The sequence below is a fragment of the Streptomyces sp. NPDC102258 genome (assembly GCF_055584685.1).
Genome location: NZ_JBVJLO010000013.1, coordinates 72,281 through 87,495, shown reverse-complemented (window position 1 = coordinate 87,495; position 15,215 = coordinate 72,281). Strand labels below are relative to the sequence as shown.

Genomic DNA, 15,215 nt, shown 5'->3' with positions numbered 1-15,215 from the left:
TGCGAGGCGCAGCGTAACTTCAGCGCACCGCCCGCGTCATGACGACCGCCCGGCGGTTACCATCCGCCGCATGAACGACGACGTGCGCAACATCGTGCTCGGAGTGGTGGCCTCCGCCGTCAGCGGCGGGTTCGGCTGGTTCGCGCGGACCTACCTGTGGCGCCGTGATCTGCGCCGCAAGCAGGCGTTCTTCGGGCTGCCGACGGGTTCGGACTGCGTGTTCGTGGCCAACCGGCAGATGGGCGGCACGGACTCCTCGCTGCACCGCAACGACGCCTTCGCGCTGCTGGAGATATCCGCCCTGATCCGGGACTGCGGGGCGACCGTGCAGATCCTCACCCACGACGGGGCCCGGCAGGGCTTCGGCGAGCGCGCCGAGTTCTGTGTCGGCGGGCCGTCCTCCAACCTGCGGACCACCGCCCACCTGGCCTCCATGCTGCCCGGGGTCCGGGTCGAGACCGGCGGCGACCCGGGTCCGGACCGGGGTGCGATCAGTGTCGGCGGGGAGACGTACCGCTGGGACAAGGGGGTGCTCGAACACGTGCTGCTGGCGCGGCTGACGACCGGGCCGGGCACCCGGCCGGTGTTCCTGCTGTCGGGGCAGACGGCCAACAGCAACCAGGCGGCGGCCCGTTACCTGGCCCGCCACCACCGGCGGCTGGCCCGTACGTACGGCAGGGACTCCTTCTGTCTGCTGCTGAAGGTGGTCAACTCCGACGCCTACGGGCCCGACGTGACGGAGCTGGTCGCCGATGTCACGCGGGCGGCCCGGACACCCGTAGCGGCAGCCGGGTGATCCCGTTGATGAAGTTGGACACCAGCCGGCGCGGCTCTCCGGCGAGTTCGGGCGCGGGCAGGGCGCGGCGCCACTCCTCGTGCAGGACGCGCAGTTGGAGGCGGGCGAAGTGGGCGCCGAGGCAGACGTGGGGGCCGTCGCCGAAGGAGACGTGCGGGTTCGGGGAGCGGGCGGGGTCGAGGCGGCCGGGGGCGGTGAAGACGCGTTCGTCGTGGTTGGCGGAGGCGTGGAAGACGACGACCTTGTCTCCCGCGCGGATCGGCCGGCCGGCCAGTTCGGTGTCGTGGACGGCGGTGCGGCGGAAGCTGAGCACCGGCGGGTGCACGCGCAGCAGTTCCTCGACGGCGCCCGCCGGCGACACCTCGCCGGCGGCGATCCGGCGGTAGGCGGCGGGGTCGCGGGCGAGGGCGAGGAGGCCGCCGGGGGCGGCGCCGCGGACGGTGTCGTTCCCGGCGACGGTCAGCAGGAAGAAGAACATCTCCAGCTCGGCGGGGTCCAGCCCGGCCCGCGCGAGCGCGGTCATCACGTCGTCGGCCGGGTGGGCGCGCTTGTACGCGGCCAGTTCGCGGGCGTACGCGAACATCTCCCCGAGCAGCGCCGGTGAGCGCGGGTTCAGCGGCGTGCCGTCGGGGCCGGGGAGCGGCGCCGGGGCGTCGTCGGGGTCCTGGTAGCCGATGACGCGTACGGTCCACTCCAGCAGCAGGCCCCGGTCGGCGGCCGGGACGCCCAGCAGGTCGGTGAGGTTCAGCAGCGCGTACTCGTCGGTGACGGCCCCCACCACGTCGACGGCGCCGCCCTCCGCACCGTCCCGGGCCGCGGTCAGCAGGGTGCGGGCGCGCTCGCGGACCCGGCCGGTGAAGGCGTCGACGCGGGCGGGGGTGAAGGCCCGGGAGACCAGGCGGCGGAGCCGGCCGTGCGCGGGCGGGTCCTGGTTCAGCATGGTGCTCCGCAGGAACGGCAGGTCGGCCGGGTCGGGGTCGCGGATCTGAGTGGCGCCGGCCCAGGAGGAGTACGTGGCGTGGTCGCGCAGGACGCGGACGACGTCGGCGTGCCGGGTGACGGCCCAGAAGCCGGGCCCGGCGGGCCAGCCGCCGACCTCCGGTTCCGCCTGCCAGGAGACGGGGTGGTGGTCGCGCAGCAGCCGGTAGCGGTCGTGCGGGACGCCCGCGGCGTACAGGCGCGGATCGAACACGTCGGGCACGGTGGTGGCGGCGGGGGCTGCCGGTACGCGGTCCATGCCCCCACGGTGTCCCGGCCCGCGCGACCCCGCAAGGCCCCGCGCGACCCCGCAAGGCCCCGCCCGGCGCCGCCCGGCCCGGGCGCCCCGCCTCAGCGGCCCGGGTCGCAGCGGGCCGGGCCCAGTTCGGTGTCCGGGCCGACGACCACCGCGTCGGCCGAGGCGCCCGCCGTGGCCAGGGCCGTGCACACGAGCTGGCGCAGCCCCAGCGGGTCGAGGGCCGCCACCGGGAAGGGGACCCGTACCTCCACCCGGTCCCCCGCCGTGAAGCGGGCCCTGGCGCCCCCGCCCAGCACCCCCTCCACCGGCGGCAGCCGGGTGCCGAGGCCGGCCTCCCGCTCCACCGGCCCGGGCCCGCGGAGCAGCAGTTGCAGGCTGCCCTGCGGAGTGGTGTCGGCGTAGTCGGGTTCGGGCGCGGGCACCAGGCGGCCCTCGCCCGAGACGAAGTACGCCATCGGGGTCCGGGAGGGTCCGGCGACCAGCACCCGGGCGGCGGCGCCGCTCTCCACGACCCCGGTGGGCTCGATCCCGCAGCCGGCCAGCAGCGCCGGTCCCAGCAGGGCGGCGGCCACCGCCACGGCCGTGCGGCGCCCGGTCGCGGTCAGGCGGATCACGCGGTGACCTCCAGCGGCAGGTCGAGGGTGAACACGGCTCCCCCGGCCTCGGCGTTGGCCGCGCTCAGCGTGCCGCCGTGCAGCCGGACGTTCTCCAGGGTGATGGCGAGGCCGAGGCCGCTGCCGGCGGAGCGGGTGCGCGCGGCGTCGGCCTTGAAGAAGCGGTCGAAGATGTGCGGGAGCACCTCGGGGGCGATGCCGGGGCCGCTGTCGGCGACCTCGATGAGCAGCCGTTCCCCCTCGGGACGGGGCTCGGTGCGCACGGTGATCCGTACGGGCGCGGCACCGTGCCGCAGGGCGTTGCCGACGAGGTTGGCGAGGACCACGTCGAAGCGGCGCGGGTCGAGCCGGGCGCGGACCGCCTCGGGCAGGTCGGCGCGGACCCGGTCGTCGTCCCAGTGGCGGCGTTCCAGGGTCTTGCGGACGGCCTCGGCCACGTCCACGTCGTCGGGGTTGAGTTCGGCGGCGCGCGCGTCGAAGCGGGAGATCTCCATCAGGTCCTCCACCAGCACGGCCAGTTTCCCGGTCTCGGCGCTGATCAGCCGCAGCGCCTTCGCGGTGTCGGGGTCGAGCCGTTCGGCGTCCTCGTCGAGGACCTCGGTGACGGCGAGCATCCCGGCGAGCGGGGTGCGCAGTTCGTGGGAGACGTCGGAGGCGAAGCGGCGAGCCCGGCTCTCGGCCTCGCGCAGTTCGGCCACGGACTCCTCCAGGGCCCCGGCGGTCTCGTTGAAGGTGCGGGCCAGCCCGGCCAGTTCGTCGGCGCCGCGGACTTCGATGCGGGTGTCGAGGCGGCCGCGTCCCATGTTCTGGGCGGCCCGCCGCAGGTCCCGTACGGGCCGCAGGACGCTGCGCGCGGCGAGCAGGGCCGGCACGACGGCGATGGCGAGGCCGGGAACGGCGCCCTGCCGGGCGGCCTGGACCATGGCGTCGACGGTCTGCTGTTCGCTCAGCAGGGGCATGACGGCGTAGAGGACGAGGCCGGTCCCCTCGCGCGCCCCGTTGTGCTGGAAGACGGCGGGCATGGCGATGGTCAGGTACGGCTCGCCCCGCTCGTCCGCCACGCGCTGGAAGGCACCGTGCGGATGGTCGGCGACCTGGGCGCGCAGGGCGTCGGTGAGCACGCCGGAGGTGGTGGGGGCGACGTTGGAGGAGACGCGCAGGACGCCGTACTCGGCGTAGACGGTCCAGGGGTGGGGTTTGCCGCGCTTGCCGATCTCGTTGACGACGCGCTGGAGCTGCGGCTGGTCCATCGGCAGGGTGAGCGCCTGGGTTTCCAGCTGGTCGCGCAGGGTGCTGACGGCCGTGTCCTGGCTCTGGGTGAGGACGGCGCTGCGCGCCTGCCGGTAGGTGAGGGCGGCCGTGGTGACCGCGCAGATCGCGGCGACCAGCAGGAACGCGGCGATGAGGCGGGTGCGCAGTCCGAGCGGCGCGAGGTGTCGCACGGCCGGCGGCCCTAGAGGGGTCCGAAGCGGTAGCCGAAGCCCCGCACGGTCTGTATGTAGCGGGGGCTGCCGGCCGGGTCCTCTATCTTGTGGCGCAGCCGGCGCACGCAGGCGTCCACGAGCCGGGCGTCGGCGTGGTAGCTGTGCTCCCACACGTACTCCAGGAGCTGCTGGCGGGAGAAGACCTGCTCGGGCGAGGCCGACAGGTGGAGCAGGAGTTTGATCTCGCTGGGGGCGAGGGGGACGCGTTCGCCGTTCTTCGCGACGGTCAGTCCGGCGCGGTCGACGGCGAGTTCCCCGTGGTGTTCCACCCCGGGACGGCCCACGGGATCGCTGAGGCGGCGCAGCACCGCCTTGATGCGGGCTTCGATGATCTCGGTGCGGACGGGTTTGACGACGTAGTCGTCGGCTCCGGCCTCCAGGCCGACGACGATGTCGAAGTCGTCGCCGCGCGCGGTGAGCATGATGATCGGGACCTCGCTGGTCTGCCGGATGCGGCGGCAGACCTGGACACCGTTGATGCCGGGCAGCATGAGGTCGAGCAGGACGAGTTCGGGGCGGAAGGCACCCATGAGGGCGAGGCCGGCCTCGCCGGTCTCGGCGGCCCGCACGTCGTGGCCGCGGCGGCGCAGGCCGAGCCCCACCCCCTCCCGGATGGAAGGGTCGTCCTCGATCAGCAGTACGCGTGGCATCCGTTCAGTATCCCAGGGTGTTTCGTGCGGTTCCTCCCGCTATCGGCCGATCTTCCGGCGCAGGGAGTCGATCAGGTCGGTGATCTCCGTCAGGCGCAGCGGCCCGGCGAGGAGTACGACGACCAGCGCGAGCGCGATGGTTCCCGCCCCGGCCGCCGCGTAGGAGCCGAGGCCGTCGGCGGCCCGGGCGGCCGCGTAGCCGGCGCCGCCCGCGGGCAGGCAGGCGGCGAGCAGCCGCAGGTGGGTCCGCAGGGCGGTGGCGGTACGGGGACCCGTGCGCGGGCCGAGCCGGCGGGCCAGGGCGTACGCCGTCACGGCCGCGCCCGCCGCGAAGGCGAGGCCGGTGGCGGCGGCCATGCCGGTCACGGCCCAGCGCGGCGGCAGGAAGAGGTACGCGGCGTAGGACAGCCCGGCGTTGACGGCGACGACGACCAGGTTGAGGAAGAAGGGGGTCCGGGTGTCGGAGAGGGCGTAGAAGCCGCGGCCGAGCACGTACTGGGCGGAGTAGGCGATCAGGCCGGGCGCGAAGGCGGTCAGCATGCCCGCCATGGCGGCGACGGAGGCGGGGTCGTTGTTGCCGTATCCGGCGACGCAGTCCATGACCCAGGGGGCGAGCGCGGCGAAGAGCGCGGCGGCCGGTACGACGAGGGCGGCGCTGGAGCGCAGGGCGTAGGAGACGTCCGCGCGGACGGCGCCGAGGTCGCCGTCGGAGGCGGCCGCGCTCATCCGGGGCATCAGCGCGGTCACGAGGGAGACGGTGACGATGCCTTGCGGGACGACCCACAGCTGGTAGGCGTTGGTGTAGGCGGCGTATCCGGCGTTGCCGAGGTCGTGGCCGACGCCGGTGGACAGCCGGGTCACCACCCAGTAGGCGAACTGGTTGGCGCACACGAGCAGGACCAGCCAGCCCGCGTTGCGCAGCGGGCGGGTGAGGCCGCTGCCGCGCCAGTCGAAGCGGGGTCGCCAGCGGAAGCGGGCGGCGCGCAGCGCGGGGAGCAGGGCGAGGGCCTGGACCGCGATCCCGGCGGTGGTGCCGATGCCGAGCAGGCGGGTCCCCTCGGCGGTGAGGCCGTCGGTGGCGCCGTGGGACACGTACAGGAACAGTCCGAAGACGGCGATGACGACGAGGCTGTTGAGGACAGGGGTCCACATCATGGCGCCGAACCGGCCGCGGGCGTTTAGGACTTGTCCGAGCAGGGTGAAGAGCCCGTAGACGAGGATCTGCGGGAGGCAGTAGCGGGCCAGCGCGATGGTGGTGGCCCGCTGGGCGCCGTCGTAGGAGGGCGCGTAGACCTCGACGATCAGCGGGGCCGCGAGGACGGCGACGGCGGTGAGTGCGAGGAGCGCGACGGTGCAGGCGGTCAGCAGCCGGTCGGTGTAGGCGGCGCCGCCGTCCCGGTGCTCCCGGGCGGCGCGCACCAGTTCGGGGACGAAGACGGCGTTGAGGGCGCCGCCGATGAGCAGCATGTAGAGGATGTTCGGGACCGTGTTGGCGACGGTGTAGCCGTCACCGAGGGTTCCGCTGCCGATCGCGGCGACGACCACGGCGGAGCGGACGAAGCCGATGGCGCGGGAGACGACGGAACCGGCCGCCATGAGGGCGCCGCTGCGCAGGAGGGAGCCCTCGCGCCCGGGCGCCTCCGGGCCGCCCCCGGGCGGCGCGGCCGTCGCCCTGGGCTCCGTACGGGTACTGCTGTCCATCGGGGGCTTTTCCCTTCACCGGGTCGAAGGTGGAGGGTACCCCGGGGGTGCGGGGGGCCGATGTGGCGGTCCCGGTAGGGGCGTTCGGCCTGGCCGCCGGGACGAAGGTCCTTTCCGGAATGCCGCCTGCCATGTGACCGAATGGCAACTGTTCCGCTGCGGCGCACGTCACAAACGGCCGGCGGATATTTTCCGCCGGAAACGCAACCTAAAGTCGTTCCGTTCGCTCCTTGTTTACGGACGATCTTTACTTGGAGGGGTTTTGCCGAGCCGTACCCGCCGTACCCGCGTTACCCGCCTTACTCGCCTTGCCCGCCGCACCGACCGCGAGGGCCGTACCGCACTGCCGCGCCTGCGTGGCCGGCACGCCACGCTGGCGGGCACCGCACTCCTGGCCGCCGCGCTGACCGCCTGCGGCGGCGGCTCGGACACGGGCTCCGGCGGACCCGGCGGAGCCGGCGGGACGGACGCGAAGAACAAGCCGGCGATGGCGGTGTCGGTGAACCTCACGGGCGACCAGGTCAAGGCGGGCGAGCCCGTCAAGGTGACCATCGCCGACGGCAGGCTGGCACAGGTCAAGGTGACGGACGGCAAGGGCGGGGAGCTGCCGGGGCGGATAGCCGCCGACGGCAGGACCTGGACCTCCGAGCGCAACGCCTCCCCCGCCACCGACTACAAGGTCGAGGCGCAGAACGCCGACAGCCAGAGCGCCACCGCCCAGTTCAAGACCTCGCCCGCCGACAAGGTGAACAAGGTCTCGATCAACATCTCCAAGGGCAGCACGGTGGGCGTGGCCATGCCGGTCTCGCTGGTCTTCGACAACCCGGTGAAGAACAAGGCCGAGGTGGAGAAGCAGCTGAAGGTCACGACCTCGAACAACACCGAGGGCTCCTGGGGCTGGTTCAAGGACTATTCCGGCAAGGACCGGGTGGACTGGCGGCCGAAGGACTACTGGAAGTCCGGCACCGACGTGAAGGTCGACATGAACCTGAACGGGGTGGACTCCGGAACCGGCGGCGGCCTGTTCGCACGTGATTACACCACCGAATTCAAGATTGGCAAGGACCGCCGGATGGAGGTCAGCCTCGACACCAAGAAGATGTCGGTCTCCGAGGACGGCCAGGTGGTCAGGACTATTCCCATTTCGGCCGGAACTCCGGGCGGGCAGAAGGCTTCCTGGTCCGGGAAGATGGTGCTGATGGCGAAGGAGGGCACCATCCGGATGGATTCCCAGACGGTGGGCCTGGGCGACTCCTACGACAAGATGGTCGACTACTCGATGCGGCTGACCTGGTCGGGCATGTACGCGCACGCCGCCCCGTGGAACAGCGACAACTTCGGGAGCGCCAACACCAGTTCCGGCTGTGTGGGGATGAGCGACGCCAACGCGAAGTCCTTCTACGAGCTGGTGCAGCCCGGCGACGCCTTCGAGGTGGTCGGCAAGGGCTCCAAGGGCAATGCCGAACTGGGCAACGGCTACGGCGAGTGGAACCTCACGTGGGACGCGTGGAAGGCGAAGAGCGCGCTGGCGGGCGGCGCCCAGAGCGGCTGACAGCAGCCGCGGCCCGGCGCCGACTGACTCTTGTTCAATTGTTACCTGTACGTAACTTACCGGCGGGTTACCTTCGGTAAGCCCCTCCCGTTACCGTCGGGTCACTTTGGCACCGGCGCACGCGAGGAGCGATCGATGAGAGTCCGCCCCACCCCCGCAGCGGCCCTGGCGGCCGTGCTCGCGGCGGCCGCCCTGGGCCTGGCCCCCCATCAGGCCCAGGCGGCCCCCGCCACCCCCGCCGCCTCCGTGGCCGCCGCCTCCCCGGAGCTGCGCTTCCACGACATCCCGGGCTCCGGCGGCATCACGCTCAAGGGCAACGTCTTCACCCCCGCCGGGGCCGAACCCGGCAGCAAGTACCCCCTGATCGTGCTGCCCACCAGCTGGGGCATGCCGCAGATCGAATACGTCGCCCAGGCCCACGCGCTCGCCGACTCCGGTTACGTGGTGGTCGGTTACACCTCGCGCGGCTTCTGGCTCTCCGGCGGCCAGATCGAGACCGCGGGCCCCGCCGACGTCGCGGACGTCTCCGCCGTCATCGACTGGGCGCTGGCGAACACCCCCGCCGACGCCGCCCGGATCGGCCTCGGCGGGGTCTCGTACGGCGCGGGCATCAGCCTGCTCGCCTCCGCGCACGACCCCCGCGTCAAGGCCGTGGTCGCACTCAGCGGCTGGGCGAACCTCATCGACTCCATCTACTCGGGCCGCACCCAGCACCTCCAGGCCGCCGGACTCCTCGGCGCCGCCGGCTACCTCACCGGCCGCCCCGGCCCCGAACTCCAACAGGTCCTCGGTGACTTCCTCGGCTCCCACCTGGAGCGCGAGGACCAGATGATCGAATGGGGCAGGAAGCGCTCCGCCTCCGACCAGGTGGACCGGATCAACGCCAACGGCGCCGCGATCATGCTCGGCAACGCCTGGGGCGACACCATCTTCCCGCCCAACCAGTACGCCGCCTTCTACGACAAGCTCACCGGCCCCAAACGGCTGGAGTTCCGCCCCGGCGACCATGCCACCGCCGAGGGCACCGGCCTGCTGGGCCTGCCCAACGACACCTGGACCAACGCCCACCGCTGGTTCGACCGCTACCTCAAGGGCGAACGCAACGGCGTCGACACCGAGTCCCCCGTCCAGATCAAGTCCCGCAGCGACGAGGGCTACGAGGGGTACGCGGACTGGAAGTCGGTCGGCTCCGGCGGCACCGAGAAGATCGCCCTGCCCGGCAGCGAGCACGTCTTCGCGAACGTCGACTCCGGCGCCGACGGCGGCGTGGTGCTCCTCTCCAGCGTCCTGGACCAGTTCGCGAAGGCGCCCCCCATCGCCTCCGTCCCCCTGCTCCCCCGCGCCTTCGCCGCCGTCTGGCAGTCCGGGCGCTACGCCGAGGAGCGCCGCGTCCGCGGCACCGTACGCCTGCACACCACGGTGACGCCCACCCGGGGCGACGGCACCTTCGTCGCCTACCTCTACGACGTCGGCCCGCTCGGCCTCGGCAAGCTGGTCAGCAACGCCCCGTACACCTTCCACGGGAAGACGCCGGGGCAGTCCTTCGGCGTGGACCTGGAGCTGTTCTCCACCGCCTACGACGTGCCCGCGGGCCACCGGCTCGCCCTGGTCGTGGACACCGTCGACCCGCTCTACATCGAGCACAACCCCGCCGGGGCGCAGCTGACCTTCTCCTCGCCGCGCACCGATCCCTCGTACGTCTCGGTGCCTCTGCGCGAGCAGTGATCCACGGCCGCTGCCGGGGCGGGGCGCGCCCTCACCGTCCCGGCAGCACGTTCGCCTGGAGCGCGGGAGCGACCTCGACGGCAGAGGTTTTGGGGTTGCGCCGCTCGCGCCGGGCCACCCAGGTGGCGAACCAGGACAGGAGCATGCACATGCCGATGTAGACGGGGGAGATGATCATCACGACGGGGATGAAGGGCAGGTCGTAGTCCAGGTTCGAGGCGATGAGCTTGCCGGCGTGCAGGAACTCCTCGTAGGTGATCAGGAAGCCGAGCGAGGTGTCCTTCAGTGCCACCACCAGCTGGCTGATGATGGTCGGGAGCATCGCGCGGAGCGCCTGGGGGGCGAGGACGTGGGTCATGACCTGCGTCTTGCGCAGGCCGAGGGCGTAGGCCGCCTCGCGCTGGCCGCGGTCCACCGCGTTGATGCCGGTACGGAAGACCTCGGCCAGCACCGAGCCGTTGTACAGGGTGAGTCCCGCGACCAGCGCGGGCAGCGGCTGGACCTTCAGGGCGACGAAGATGAAGAAGATCATCACCAGCACCGGCATGGCCCGGAAGAACTCCACGCACAGCGTGGCCAGCCAGCGCAGCGGCCGGTGCACCGACAGCCGCCCGGTGGCGAGGACCGCGCCGAGCAGGAGCGAGAGCACCGAGGCGTAGGCGAAGGCCTTGAGGGTGTTGCCGAGGCCCCGCAGCAGCAGCTCCTGGATGCCCTTGTACGTGAAGGGGGACCACTTGGCGGCGGTGAACTGGTCGGTGTCGAAGAGCAGGTAGAGGATCCAGGCCAGCAGGGCGAGGATCACCACCGTCGAGACGATCCCGTAGAGGGCGTGCCGGCGGCGGGCCTGGGGACCGGGCAGGTCGTAGAGGGCGGTGGAGCGCGTGTCCCCGTACAGCGCGTGCGCGGTCATCGGGCGACTCCGTAGCGCTTCTCCAGCACGTGGAAGAGCGCGCTGATGGACAGGGTGATGATCAGGTAGCCGACGGCGATCCAGACGAAGGTCCAGATGATGCTGTAGCCCAGCTCGTTGAGGGTCTTGTACGTGCCCAGCAGCTCGGTGACGCTGAAGGCGCCGGCGATGGCCGAGTTCTTGGCCAGGGCGATCAGGGTGGAGCCGACGGGCGGGATCACCGACCGGAAGGCCTGCGGGAGGACCACCGTGCCCAGGGTCTGGCCGAAGGACATGCCGAGGCTGCGGGCCGCCTCGCCCTGGCCCTTGGGCACGGTGTTGATGCCCGAGCGCAGCACCTCGCAGATGAAGGCGGAGGTGTAGCAGCCCAGCGCCAGGACGGCGAAGACCTGGAAGGGCAGCACCAGCCCGAAGCGGGGCAGGCCGAGCAGGACGGCGAAGAAGAGCAGGGTGAGCGGGGTGTTGCGCAGGATGGTCACCCAGACCGTGCCGAAGACGCGGAAGGAGCCGACGGGCGCGACGCGGAAGGAGGCCATCACGAAGCCCAGGACCAGGGCGAGGAGGGAGGCGTACACGGTCAGCTGGACGGTGCCCAGGAAGCCCTTGCCGTAGAGCGCGAAGTTCTCGGTCAGTACGTTCATGGCGGTGCGGTCTCCCCTCAGCTCGCCGGGTAGCGGTCGATGGGCGGGGGTGTGGGGGCGGGGACGCCGGACAGGCCGAGGGTGGCCTCGTAGGCCTTCTTCCAGTTGCCGTTCTTCTCGTTCTCGGCGAGCGCGTCGTCGAGGGCGAAGCGCAGGGCGTTGTCCGAGCGCGGTACGCCGACGCCGTACGGCTCCTTGGAGAAGGGCTTGCCGACCACCTTGAGCTCCTCGGGGACCTTGGCGGCGTAGCCGAGGAGGATGGAGTCGTCGGTGGTGACGGCGTCGACCTGGTAGGTGAGCAGGTTGTCGACGCAGACCGAGTAGGTGTCGTAGGCGACGAGCACCGCCTTCGGGTACTCCTGCTGGATCCGCTGGTAGGGGGTGGAGCCGGCGGCCGAGCAGACCTTCTTGCCGGCGAGGTCCTCGGGGCCCTTGATGTCCTTCTCGTCCTTGCGGACCAGCAGGGACTGGCCGGCCATGAAGTAGGGGCCGGCGAAGCCGACCTGCTTCTTGCGCTTGTCGTTGATCGTGTAGGTGCCCACGTAGTAGTCGATCTGGCCGTTCTGGAGGGCGGTCTCCCGGTTGGCGGAGGCGATCGTCTTGTACTCGATCGTCTTGGGGTCGAAGCCGAGGGAGGCGGACATCATCTTGGCGATCTCGATGTCGAAGCCGGAGTAGGTGCCGCTCGCGGGGTCCTTCTCCCCCATGTACGGCTGGTCCTCCTTGACGCCGACGGTGAGGTGGCCGCGCTTCTCGGCCCGCTCCCAGGTAGGGGACTGCGGGAGCCGGAAACCGGTGGCCACGTGGTAGACGGGCAGGTCCTCGGGCTGCGGCCCCTTGACCGGGGGGCTGCCGGACCTGCCGCAGGCGGTGGCCGCGAGGAGGGCGAGGAGCAGGACGAGGGCGCGCGGGGCGCGCGGGATGTGCTTCATCGGGCCGCCCCTCAGTGCTTGAGGATCTTGGAAAGGAAGTCCCTGGCGCGCTCGCTCTCCGGCGCGGTGAAGAAGGCCTCCGGGGTGCGGTCCTCGACGATGCTGCCGTCGGCCATGAAGACGACGCGGTTGGCGGCGGAGCGGGCGAAGCCCATCTCGTGCGTGACCACCACCATGGTCATGCCCTCGGCCGCCAGCTGCTGCATGACCTCCAGCACCTCGTTGATCATCTCCGGGTCGAGGGCGGAGGTCGGCTCGTCGAAGAGCAGCGCCTTGGGGCTCATGGCCAGGGCGCGGGCGATGGCCACGCGCTGCTGCTGGCCGCCGGAGAGCTGGGCGGGGTACTTGTCGGCCTGGTCCGCGAGGCCGACCCGGTCCAGGAGTTCCCGGGAGCGCTTGCCGGCCTCGTCCTTGTTGCGCTTCCTGACCTTCAGCTGGGCGAGGGAGACGTTGGCGAGGACGGTCTTGTGCGCGAAGAGGTTGAAGGACTGGAAGACCATGCCGACCTCGGCGCGGAGCCGGGCCAGCTCCTTGCCCTCGTCGGGGAGGGGCCGGCCGTCGAGGGTGATCGTGCCGGACTCGATGGTCTCCAGGCGGTTGATGGTCCGGCAGAGGGTGGACTTCCCGGAGCCGGAGGGGCCGATGATCACCACCACCTCCCCGCGGCCGACGGTGAGGTTGATGTCCCGCAGGACGTGCAAGGTCCCGAAGTGCTTGTTGACGTCCCGCAGCTCGATCAACGGATCGACGGCCATACGCTGCCCTGCCCACTTGTCGGTGTGTCGAGGTCAGCGCAAACTATCCAGCGGCCGGAGGGGCTTCATCGCGACACGCCTAAAGGGCGCATAAAGCGCATTGGCTCTTCAGTCGTACGAGAACACCCGCGGAAGGACGCGCCGGAGGCCCGGCGGCGGCCCCGGCGGAGGCCCGGCGTAGACCCGGCGGGGGCCCGGGGGACGGCCCGCGAGCAGACCGGCCGCGGTCAGCCCTCGGAAGCTTCCGCGTAGGCCTGGCCGAGCTCGGGCGAGCCGGTCATCGCCCAGGACACCCCCGACTCGACCACGTTGAGCTCCCGTCCCGACTCCAGCCGGATCACGGGCTGGCCGTTGGGCCACACCTGCCAGGAGGAGCCCGGGATGGTGCGGATGATCACGGTGCCGAGGTAGAAGCCCGCGTCGTTGCCGAGCCACGGCACGGCCTCGGGGTCCCTGCGCCAGCGGGGCATCAGCTGGTCGAGGGAGTCCAAGGAGGCCGGGGTCTGGTCGAGTTCGAGCCCAGCCGCCCTCGCCTGCGCGCGCAGCATCTCGCACTCCGAGAACAGCTCGGCGACGCCCTCGGGATCAGCCGCGAGGGCGGCGCCGAGCCCCGCACCCTGTTCCGTTTCGTGCCGGTTCAGCCAGTTGGCCAGGAAAGGGATGTTCATACCGCCCAGCGTGGCACCAGGATCCCCGGCTGGCCACAGGGCGCGCCTTGATCACCGCGCCCCGTTCGGGGCGGGCCGCCGGGCGGGCCCGGCTACACCTCCAGGTCGACGACGACGGGGGCGTGGTCGGAGGCCCCCTTGCCCTTGCGCTCCTCGCGGTCGACGTACGCGTCCTTGACCGCCTTGGTGAAGGGCTCGTTGCCGTAGACGAGGTCGATGCGCATGCCCCGGTTCTTGGGGAAGGCGAGCTGGCGGTAGTCCCAGAAGGTGTACGGGCGGTCGTACTTGAGGGCGCGGGGGAAGACGTCCGACAGGCCGGCCGCGCGCAGGGCCTCCAGGGCGGCCCGCTCGGCGGGGGTGACGTGGGTCAGGCCCGCGAAGAGGGCCGGGTCGTAGACGTCCTCGTCGGTCGGCGCGACGTTGAAGTCGCCGAGGACGGCGAACGGGCGCGGTCCGGCGGCGTCTTCGGCGACGGCCGCGGCCAGGGCCCGGAACCACTCCAGCTTGTAGCCGTAGTGGTCGTGCTCGACCTCGCGGCCGTTGGGTACGTACACCGACCAGACGCGCACGCCGCCGCAGGTGGCGGAGATGGCGCGGGGCTCGGTGACGCCCTCGTACTCCGGTCCCCCGGGCAGGCCCCGTACGACGTCGTCCAGCCCGACCCTGGAGAGCAGGGCGACGCCGTTCCACCGGCCGGTGGCGTGGACGGCCGACTCGTAGCCCAGCTCGCGCAGCGCGTCGGCGGGGAACTGCTCCGGCGAGCACTTGGTCTCCTGGACGCAGAGCACGTCCGTGCCGGAGCTCTCCAGCCAGGCCAGCAGGCGCGGCAGCCGGGCGGTGATCGAGTTGACGTTGTACGTGGCGATACGCATGCCGTCCAACCTACCGCCCGGCACCGACAGTCAGAGCGCGGCGCTCTCTCCGGCCCCCAGGCGCCGGTGCGGGGCCCCGCCGAGGCCCTCCAGGGCGGTGTCGTAGACGGGCCGGGCGAGGTCGGAGAGGTAGGCGTCGTGGATGTCGATCGCCTGGCGCGGCTTGACCTCGCGGACGTAGTCGATCACTTCGGCGATCTTGTTCCAAGGGGCGTGCAGCGGCAGCATCAGCGTGTCGACGGGGACGTCCGGCACGGTCAGCGCGTCGCCGGGATGGAAGAGGGAGCCGTCGACGAGGAAGCCGACATTGGTGATCCGCGGGACGTCCGGGTGGATCACGGCGTGCAGCTCGCCGTGGACGCGGACCGCGAAGCCGGCCGCCTCGAAGGCGTCGCCGTGGCCCACGGTGTGCACCCGGCCCGGATAGGCCCCGGACAGCTTGCGGGCGACGCTGTCGAGGGTCCACAGCCCGGCCCCGGGGTCCGCGTCGAGGGCGGCGCGGATCCGGCCCTCCTCGAAGTGGTCCGGGTGCTCGTGCGTGACCAGGAGGACGTCCGCGCCGAGACCCGCGTCCGGTTCGCTGAAGGCGCCCGGGTCGATGACGAGCGTGCGCCCGTCCTTCTCCAACTGGACGCAGGAGTGCAGCCGTTTGGTGAGCTTCATGGGGCCACCCTAGGC

At 71.9% G+C, this 15,215-nt stretch carries 15 protein-coding genes; 3 read left to right on the top strand and 12 right to left on the bottom strand.

Annotated elements, in window-relative coordinates:
* Positions 1 to 70: 70 nt before the first annotated feature.
* Positions 71 to 796 carry a hypothetical protein gene (locus ACZ6ZT_RS22470; RefSeq protein WP_469721536.1) on the top strand — a complete coding sequence of 242 codons (726 nt, stop codon included), beginning with the start codon at positions 71 to 73 and terminating at the stop codon, positions 794 to 796.
* Here ACZ6ZT_RS22470 and ACZ6ZT_RS22465 read toward each other — a convergent pair.
* The 5 genes from ACZ6ZT_RS22465 to murJ form a co-directional block, all read right to left on the bottom strand.
* The gene (locus ACZ6ZT_RS22465; protein ID WP_469721535.1) at positions 756 to 2,033 is read right to left on the bottom strand and encodes a cytochrome P450; all 1,278 of its coding nucleotides are present in this window, start codon (positions 2,031 to 2,033) and stop codon (positions 756 to 758) included. The two genes, ACZ6ZT_RS22470 and ACZ6ZT_RS22465, sit on opposite strands and share 41 nt — an antisense overlap.
* Before the next feature lie 92 nt (positions 2,034 to 2,125).
* The gene (locus ACZ6ZT_RS22460; protein ID WP_469721534.1) at positions 2,126 to 2,647 is read right to left on the bottom strand and encodes a hypothetical protein; all 522 of its coding nucleotides are present in this window, start codon (positions 2,645 to 2,647) and stop codon (positions 2,126 to 2,128) included.
* Complete coding sequence (locus ACZ6ZT_RS22455) at positions 2,644 to 4,089, bottom strand: ATP-binding protein (RefSeq protein ID WP_469721533.1); 1,446 nt, start codon at positions 4,087 to 4,089, stop codon at positions 2,644 to 2,646. The genes ACZ6ZT_RS22460 and ACZ6ZT_RS22455 overlap by 4 nt, the downstream gene beginning before the upstream one ends.
* An 11-nt stretch (positions 4,090 to 4,100) precedes the next feature.
* On the bottom strand, positions 4,101 to 4,781 hold the full coding sequence (locus ACZ6ZT_RS22450; protein WP_469721532.1) for a response regulator: 681 nt from the start codon (positions 4,779 to 4,781) through the stop codon (positions 4,101 to 4,103).
* A gap of 39 nt (positions 4,782 to 4,820) precedes the next feature.
* Entirely contained in the window at positions 4,821 to 6,482 is a 1,662-nt protein-coding gene (gene murJ / locus ACZ6ZT_RS22445) for a murein biosynthesis integral membrane protein MurJ (protein WP_469721531.1), read from the bottom strand.
* A 373-nt stretch (positions 6,483 to 6,855) separates the two neighbouring features.
* Between murJ and ACZ6ZT_RS22440 the strand changes: the two genes are divergently transcribed.
* Together ACZ6ZT_RS22440 and ACZ6ZT_RS22435 are read left to right on the top strand one after the other, a co-directional pair.
* Positions 6,856 to 8,034, top strand: coding sequence for a L,D-transpeptidase (locus tag ACZ6ZT_RS22440; RefSeq protein ID WP_469721578.1), 1,179 nt, complete (start codon positions 6,856 to 6,858; stop codon positions 8,032 to 8,034).
* Between the two features lie 135 nt (positions 8,035 to 8,169).
* On the top strand, positions 8,170 to 9,759 hold the full coding sequence (locus tag ACZ6ZT_RS22435; protein WP_469721530.1) for a CocE/NonD family hydrolase: 1,590 nt from the start codon (positions 8,170 to 8,172) through the stop codon (positions 9,757 to 9,759).
* Positions 9,760 to 9,790: 31 nt separating this feature from the next.
* Here the strand turns inward: ACZ6ZT_RS22435 and ACZ6ZT_RS22430 are convergent, their stop codons facing one another.
* From ACZ6ZT_RS22430 to ACZ6ZT_RS22400, 7 genes are all read right to left on the bottom strand, one after another.
* Positions 9,791 to 10,669 carry an amino acid ABC transporter permease gene (locus tag ACZ6ZT_RS22430; protein WP_469721528.1) on the bottom strand — a complete coding sequence of 293 codons (879 nt, stop codon included), beginning with the start codon at positions 10,667 to 10,669 and terminating at the stop codon, positions 9,791 to 9,793.
* Entirely contained in the window at positions 10,666 to 11,310 is a 645-nt protein-coding gene (locus ACZ6ZT_RS22425) for an amino acid ABC transporter permease (protein WP_469721527.1), read from the bottom strand. Before ACZ6ZT_RS22425 ends, ACZ6ZT_RS22430 begins: the two co-directional genes overlap by 4 nt.
* 17 nt (positions 11,311 to 11,327) lie before the next feature.
* A complete protein-coding gene (locus tag ACZ6ZT_RS22420; RefSeq protein ID WP_469721526.1) occupies positions 11,328 to 12,242 on the bottom strand; it encodes a glutamate ABC transporter substrate-binding protein in 915 nt (304 codons plus the stop codon).
* Positions 12,243 to 12,253: 11 nt separating this feature from the next.
* Entirely contained in the window at positions 12,254 to 12,997 is a 744-nt protein-coding gene (locus ACZ6ZT_RS22415; protein ID WP_469721525.1) for an amino acid ABC transporter ATP-binding protein, read from the bottom strand.
* Between the two features lie 227 nt (positions 12,998 to 13,224).
* Positions 13,225 to 13,665, bottom strand: coding sequence for a DUF6278 family protein (locus ACZ6ZT_RS22410; protein ID WP_469721524.1), 441 nt, complete (start codon positions 13,663 to 13,665; stop codon positions 13,225 to 13,227).
* 92 nt (positions 13,666 to 13,757) lie between these two features.
* Complete coding sequence (locus ACZ6ZT_RS22405) at positions 13,758 to 14,537, bottom strand: exodeoxyribonuclease III (RefSeq protein ID WP_469721522.1); 780 nt, start codon at positions 14,535 to 14,537, stop codon at positions 13,758 to 13,760.
* Positions 14,538 to 14,567: 30 nt separating this feature from the next.
* Positions 14,568 to 15,200, bottom strand: a complete 633-nt coding sequence (locus ACZ6ZT_RS22400) for an MBL fold metallo-hydrolase (RefSeq protein WP_469721521.1) — start codon at positions 15,198 to 15,200, stop codon at positions 14,568 to 14,570.
* Between the last annotated feature and the right edge of the window lie 15 nt (positions 15,201 to 15,215).

What these genes read in the sequence shown, in the direction of transcription:
- ACZ6ZT_RS22425 (WP_469721527.1), bottom strand. Translation starts at nt 11,310, where the DNA reads ATGAACGTACTGACCGAGAACTTCGCGCTCTACGGCAAGGGCTTCCTG.
- murJ (WP_469721531.1), bottom strand. Translation starts at nt 6,482, where the DNA reads ATGGACAGCAGTACCCGTACGGAGCCCAGGGCGACGGCCGCGCCGCCC.
- ACZ6ZT_RS22400 (WP_469721521.1), bottom strand. Translation starts at nt 15,200, where the DNA reads ATGAAGCTCACCAAACGGCTGCACTCCTGCGTCCAGTTGGAGAAGGAC.
- ACZ6ZT_RS22430 (WP_469721528.1), bottom strand. Translation starts at nt 10,669, where the DNA reads ATGACCGCGCACGCGCTGTACGGGGACACGCGCTCCACCGCCCTCTAC.
- ACZ6ZT_RS22415 (WP_469721525.1), bottom strand. Translation starts at nt 12,997, where the DNA reads ATGGCCGTCGATCCGTTGATCGAGCTGCGGGACGTCAACAAGCACTTC.
- ACZ6ZT_RS22410 (WP_469721524.1), bottom strand. Translation starts at nt 13,665, where the DNA reads ATGAACATCCCTTTCCTGGCCAACTGGCTGAACCGGCACGAAACGGAA.
- ACZ6ZT_RS22420 (WP_469721526.1), bottom strand. Translation starts at nt 12,242, where the DNA reads ATGAAGCACATCCCGCGCGCCCCGCGCGCCCTCGTCCTGCTCCTCGCC.
- ACZ6ZT_RS22470 (WP_469721536.1), top strand. Translation starts at nt 71, where the DNA reads ATGAACGACGACGTGCGCAACATCGTGCTCGGAGTGGTGGCCTCCGCC.
- ACZ6ZT_RS22435 (WP_469721530.1), top strand. Translation starts at nt 8,170, where the DNA reads ATGAGAGTCCGCCCCACCCCCGCAGCGGCCCTGGCGGCCGTGCTCGCG.
- ACZ6ZT_RS22465 (WP_469721535.1), bottom strand. Translation starts at nt 2,033, where the DNA reads ATGGACCGCGTACCGGCAGCCCCCGCCGCCACCACCGTGCCCGACGTG.
- ACZ6ZT_RS22405 (WP_469721522.1), bottom strand. Translation starts at nt 14,537, where the DNA reads ATGCGTATCGCCACGTACAACGTCAACTCGATCACCGCCCGGCTGCCG.
- ACZ6ZT_RS22450 (WP_469721532.1), bottom strand. Translation starts at nt 4,781, where the DNA reads ATGCCACGCGTACTGCTGATCGAGGACGACCCTTCCATCCGGGAGGGG.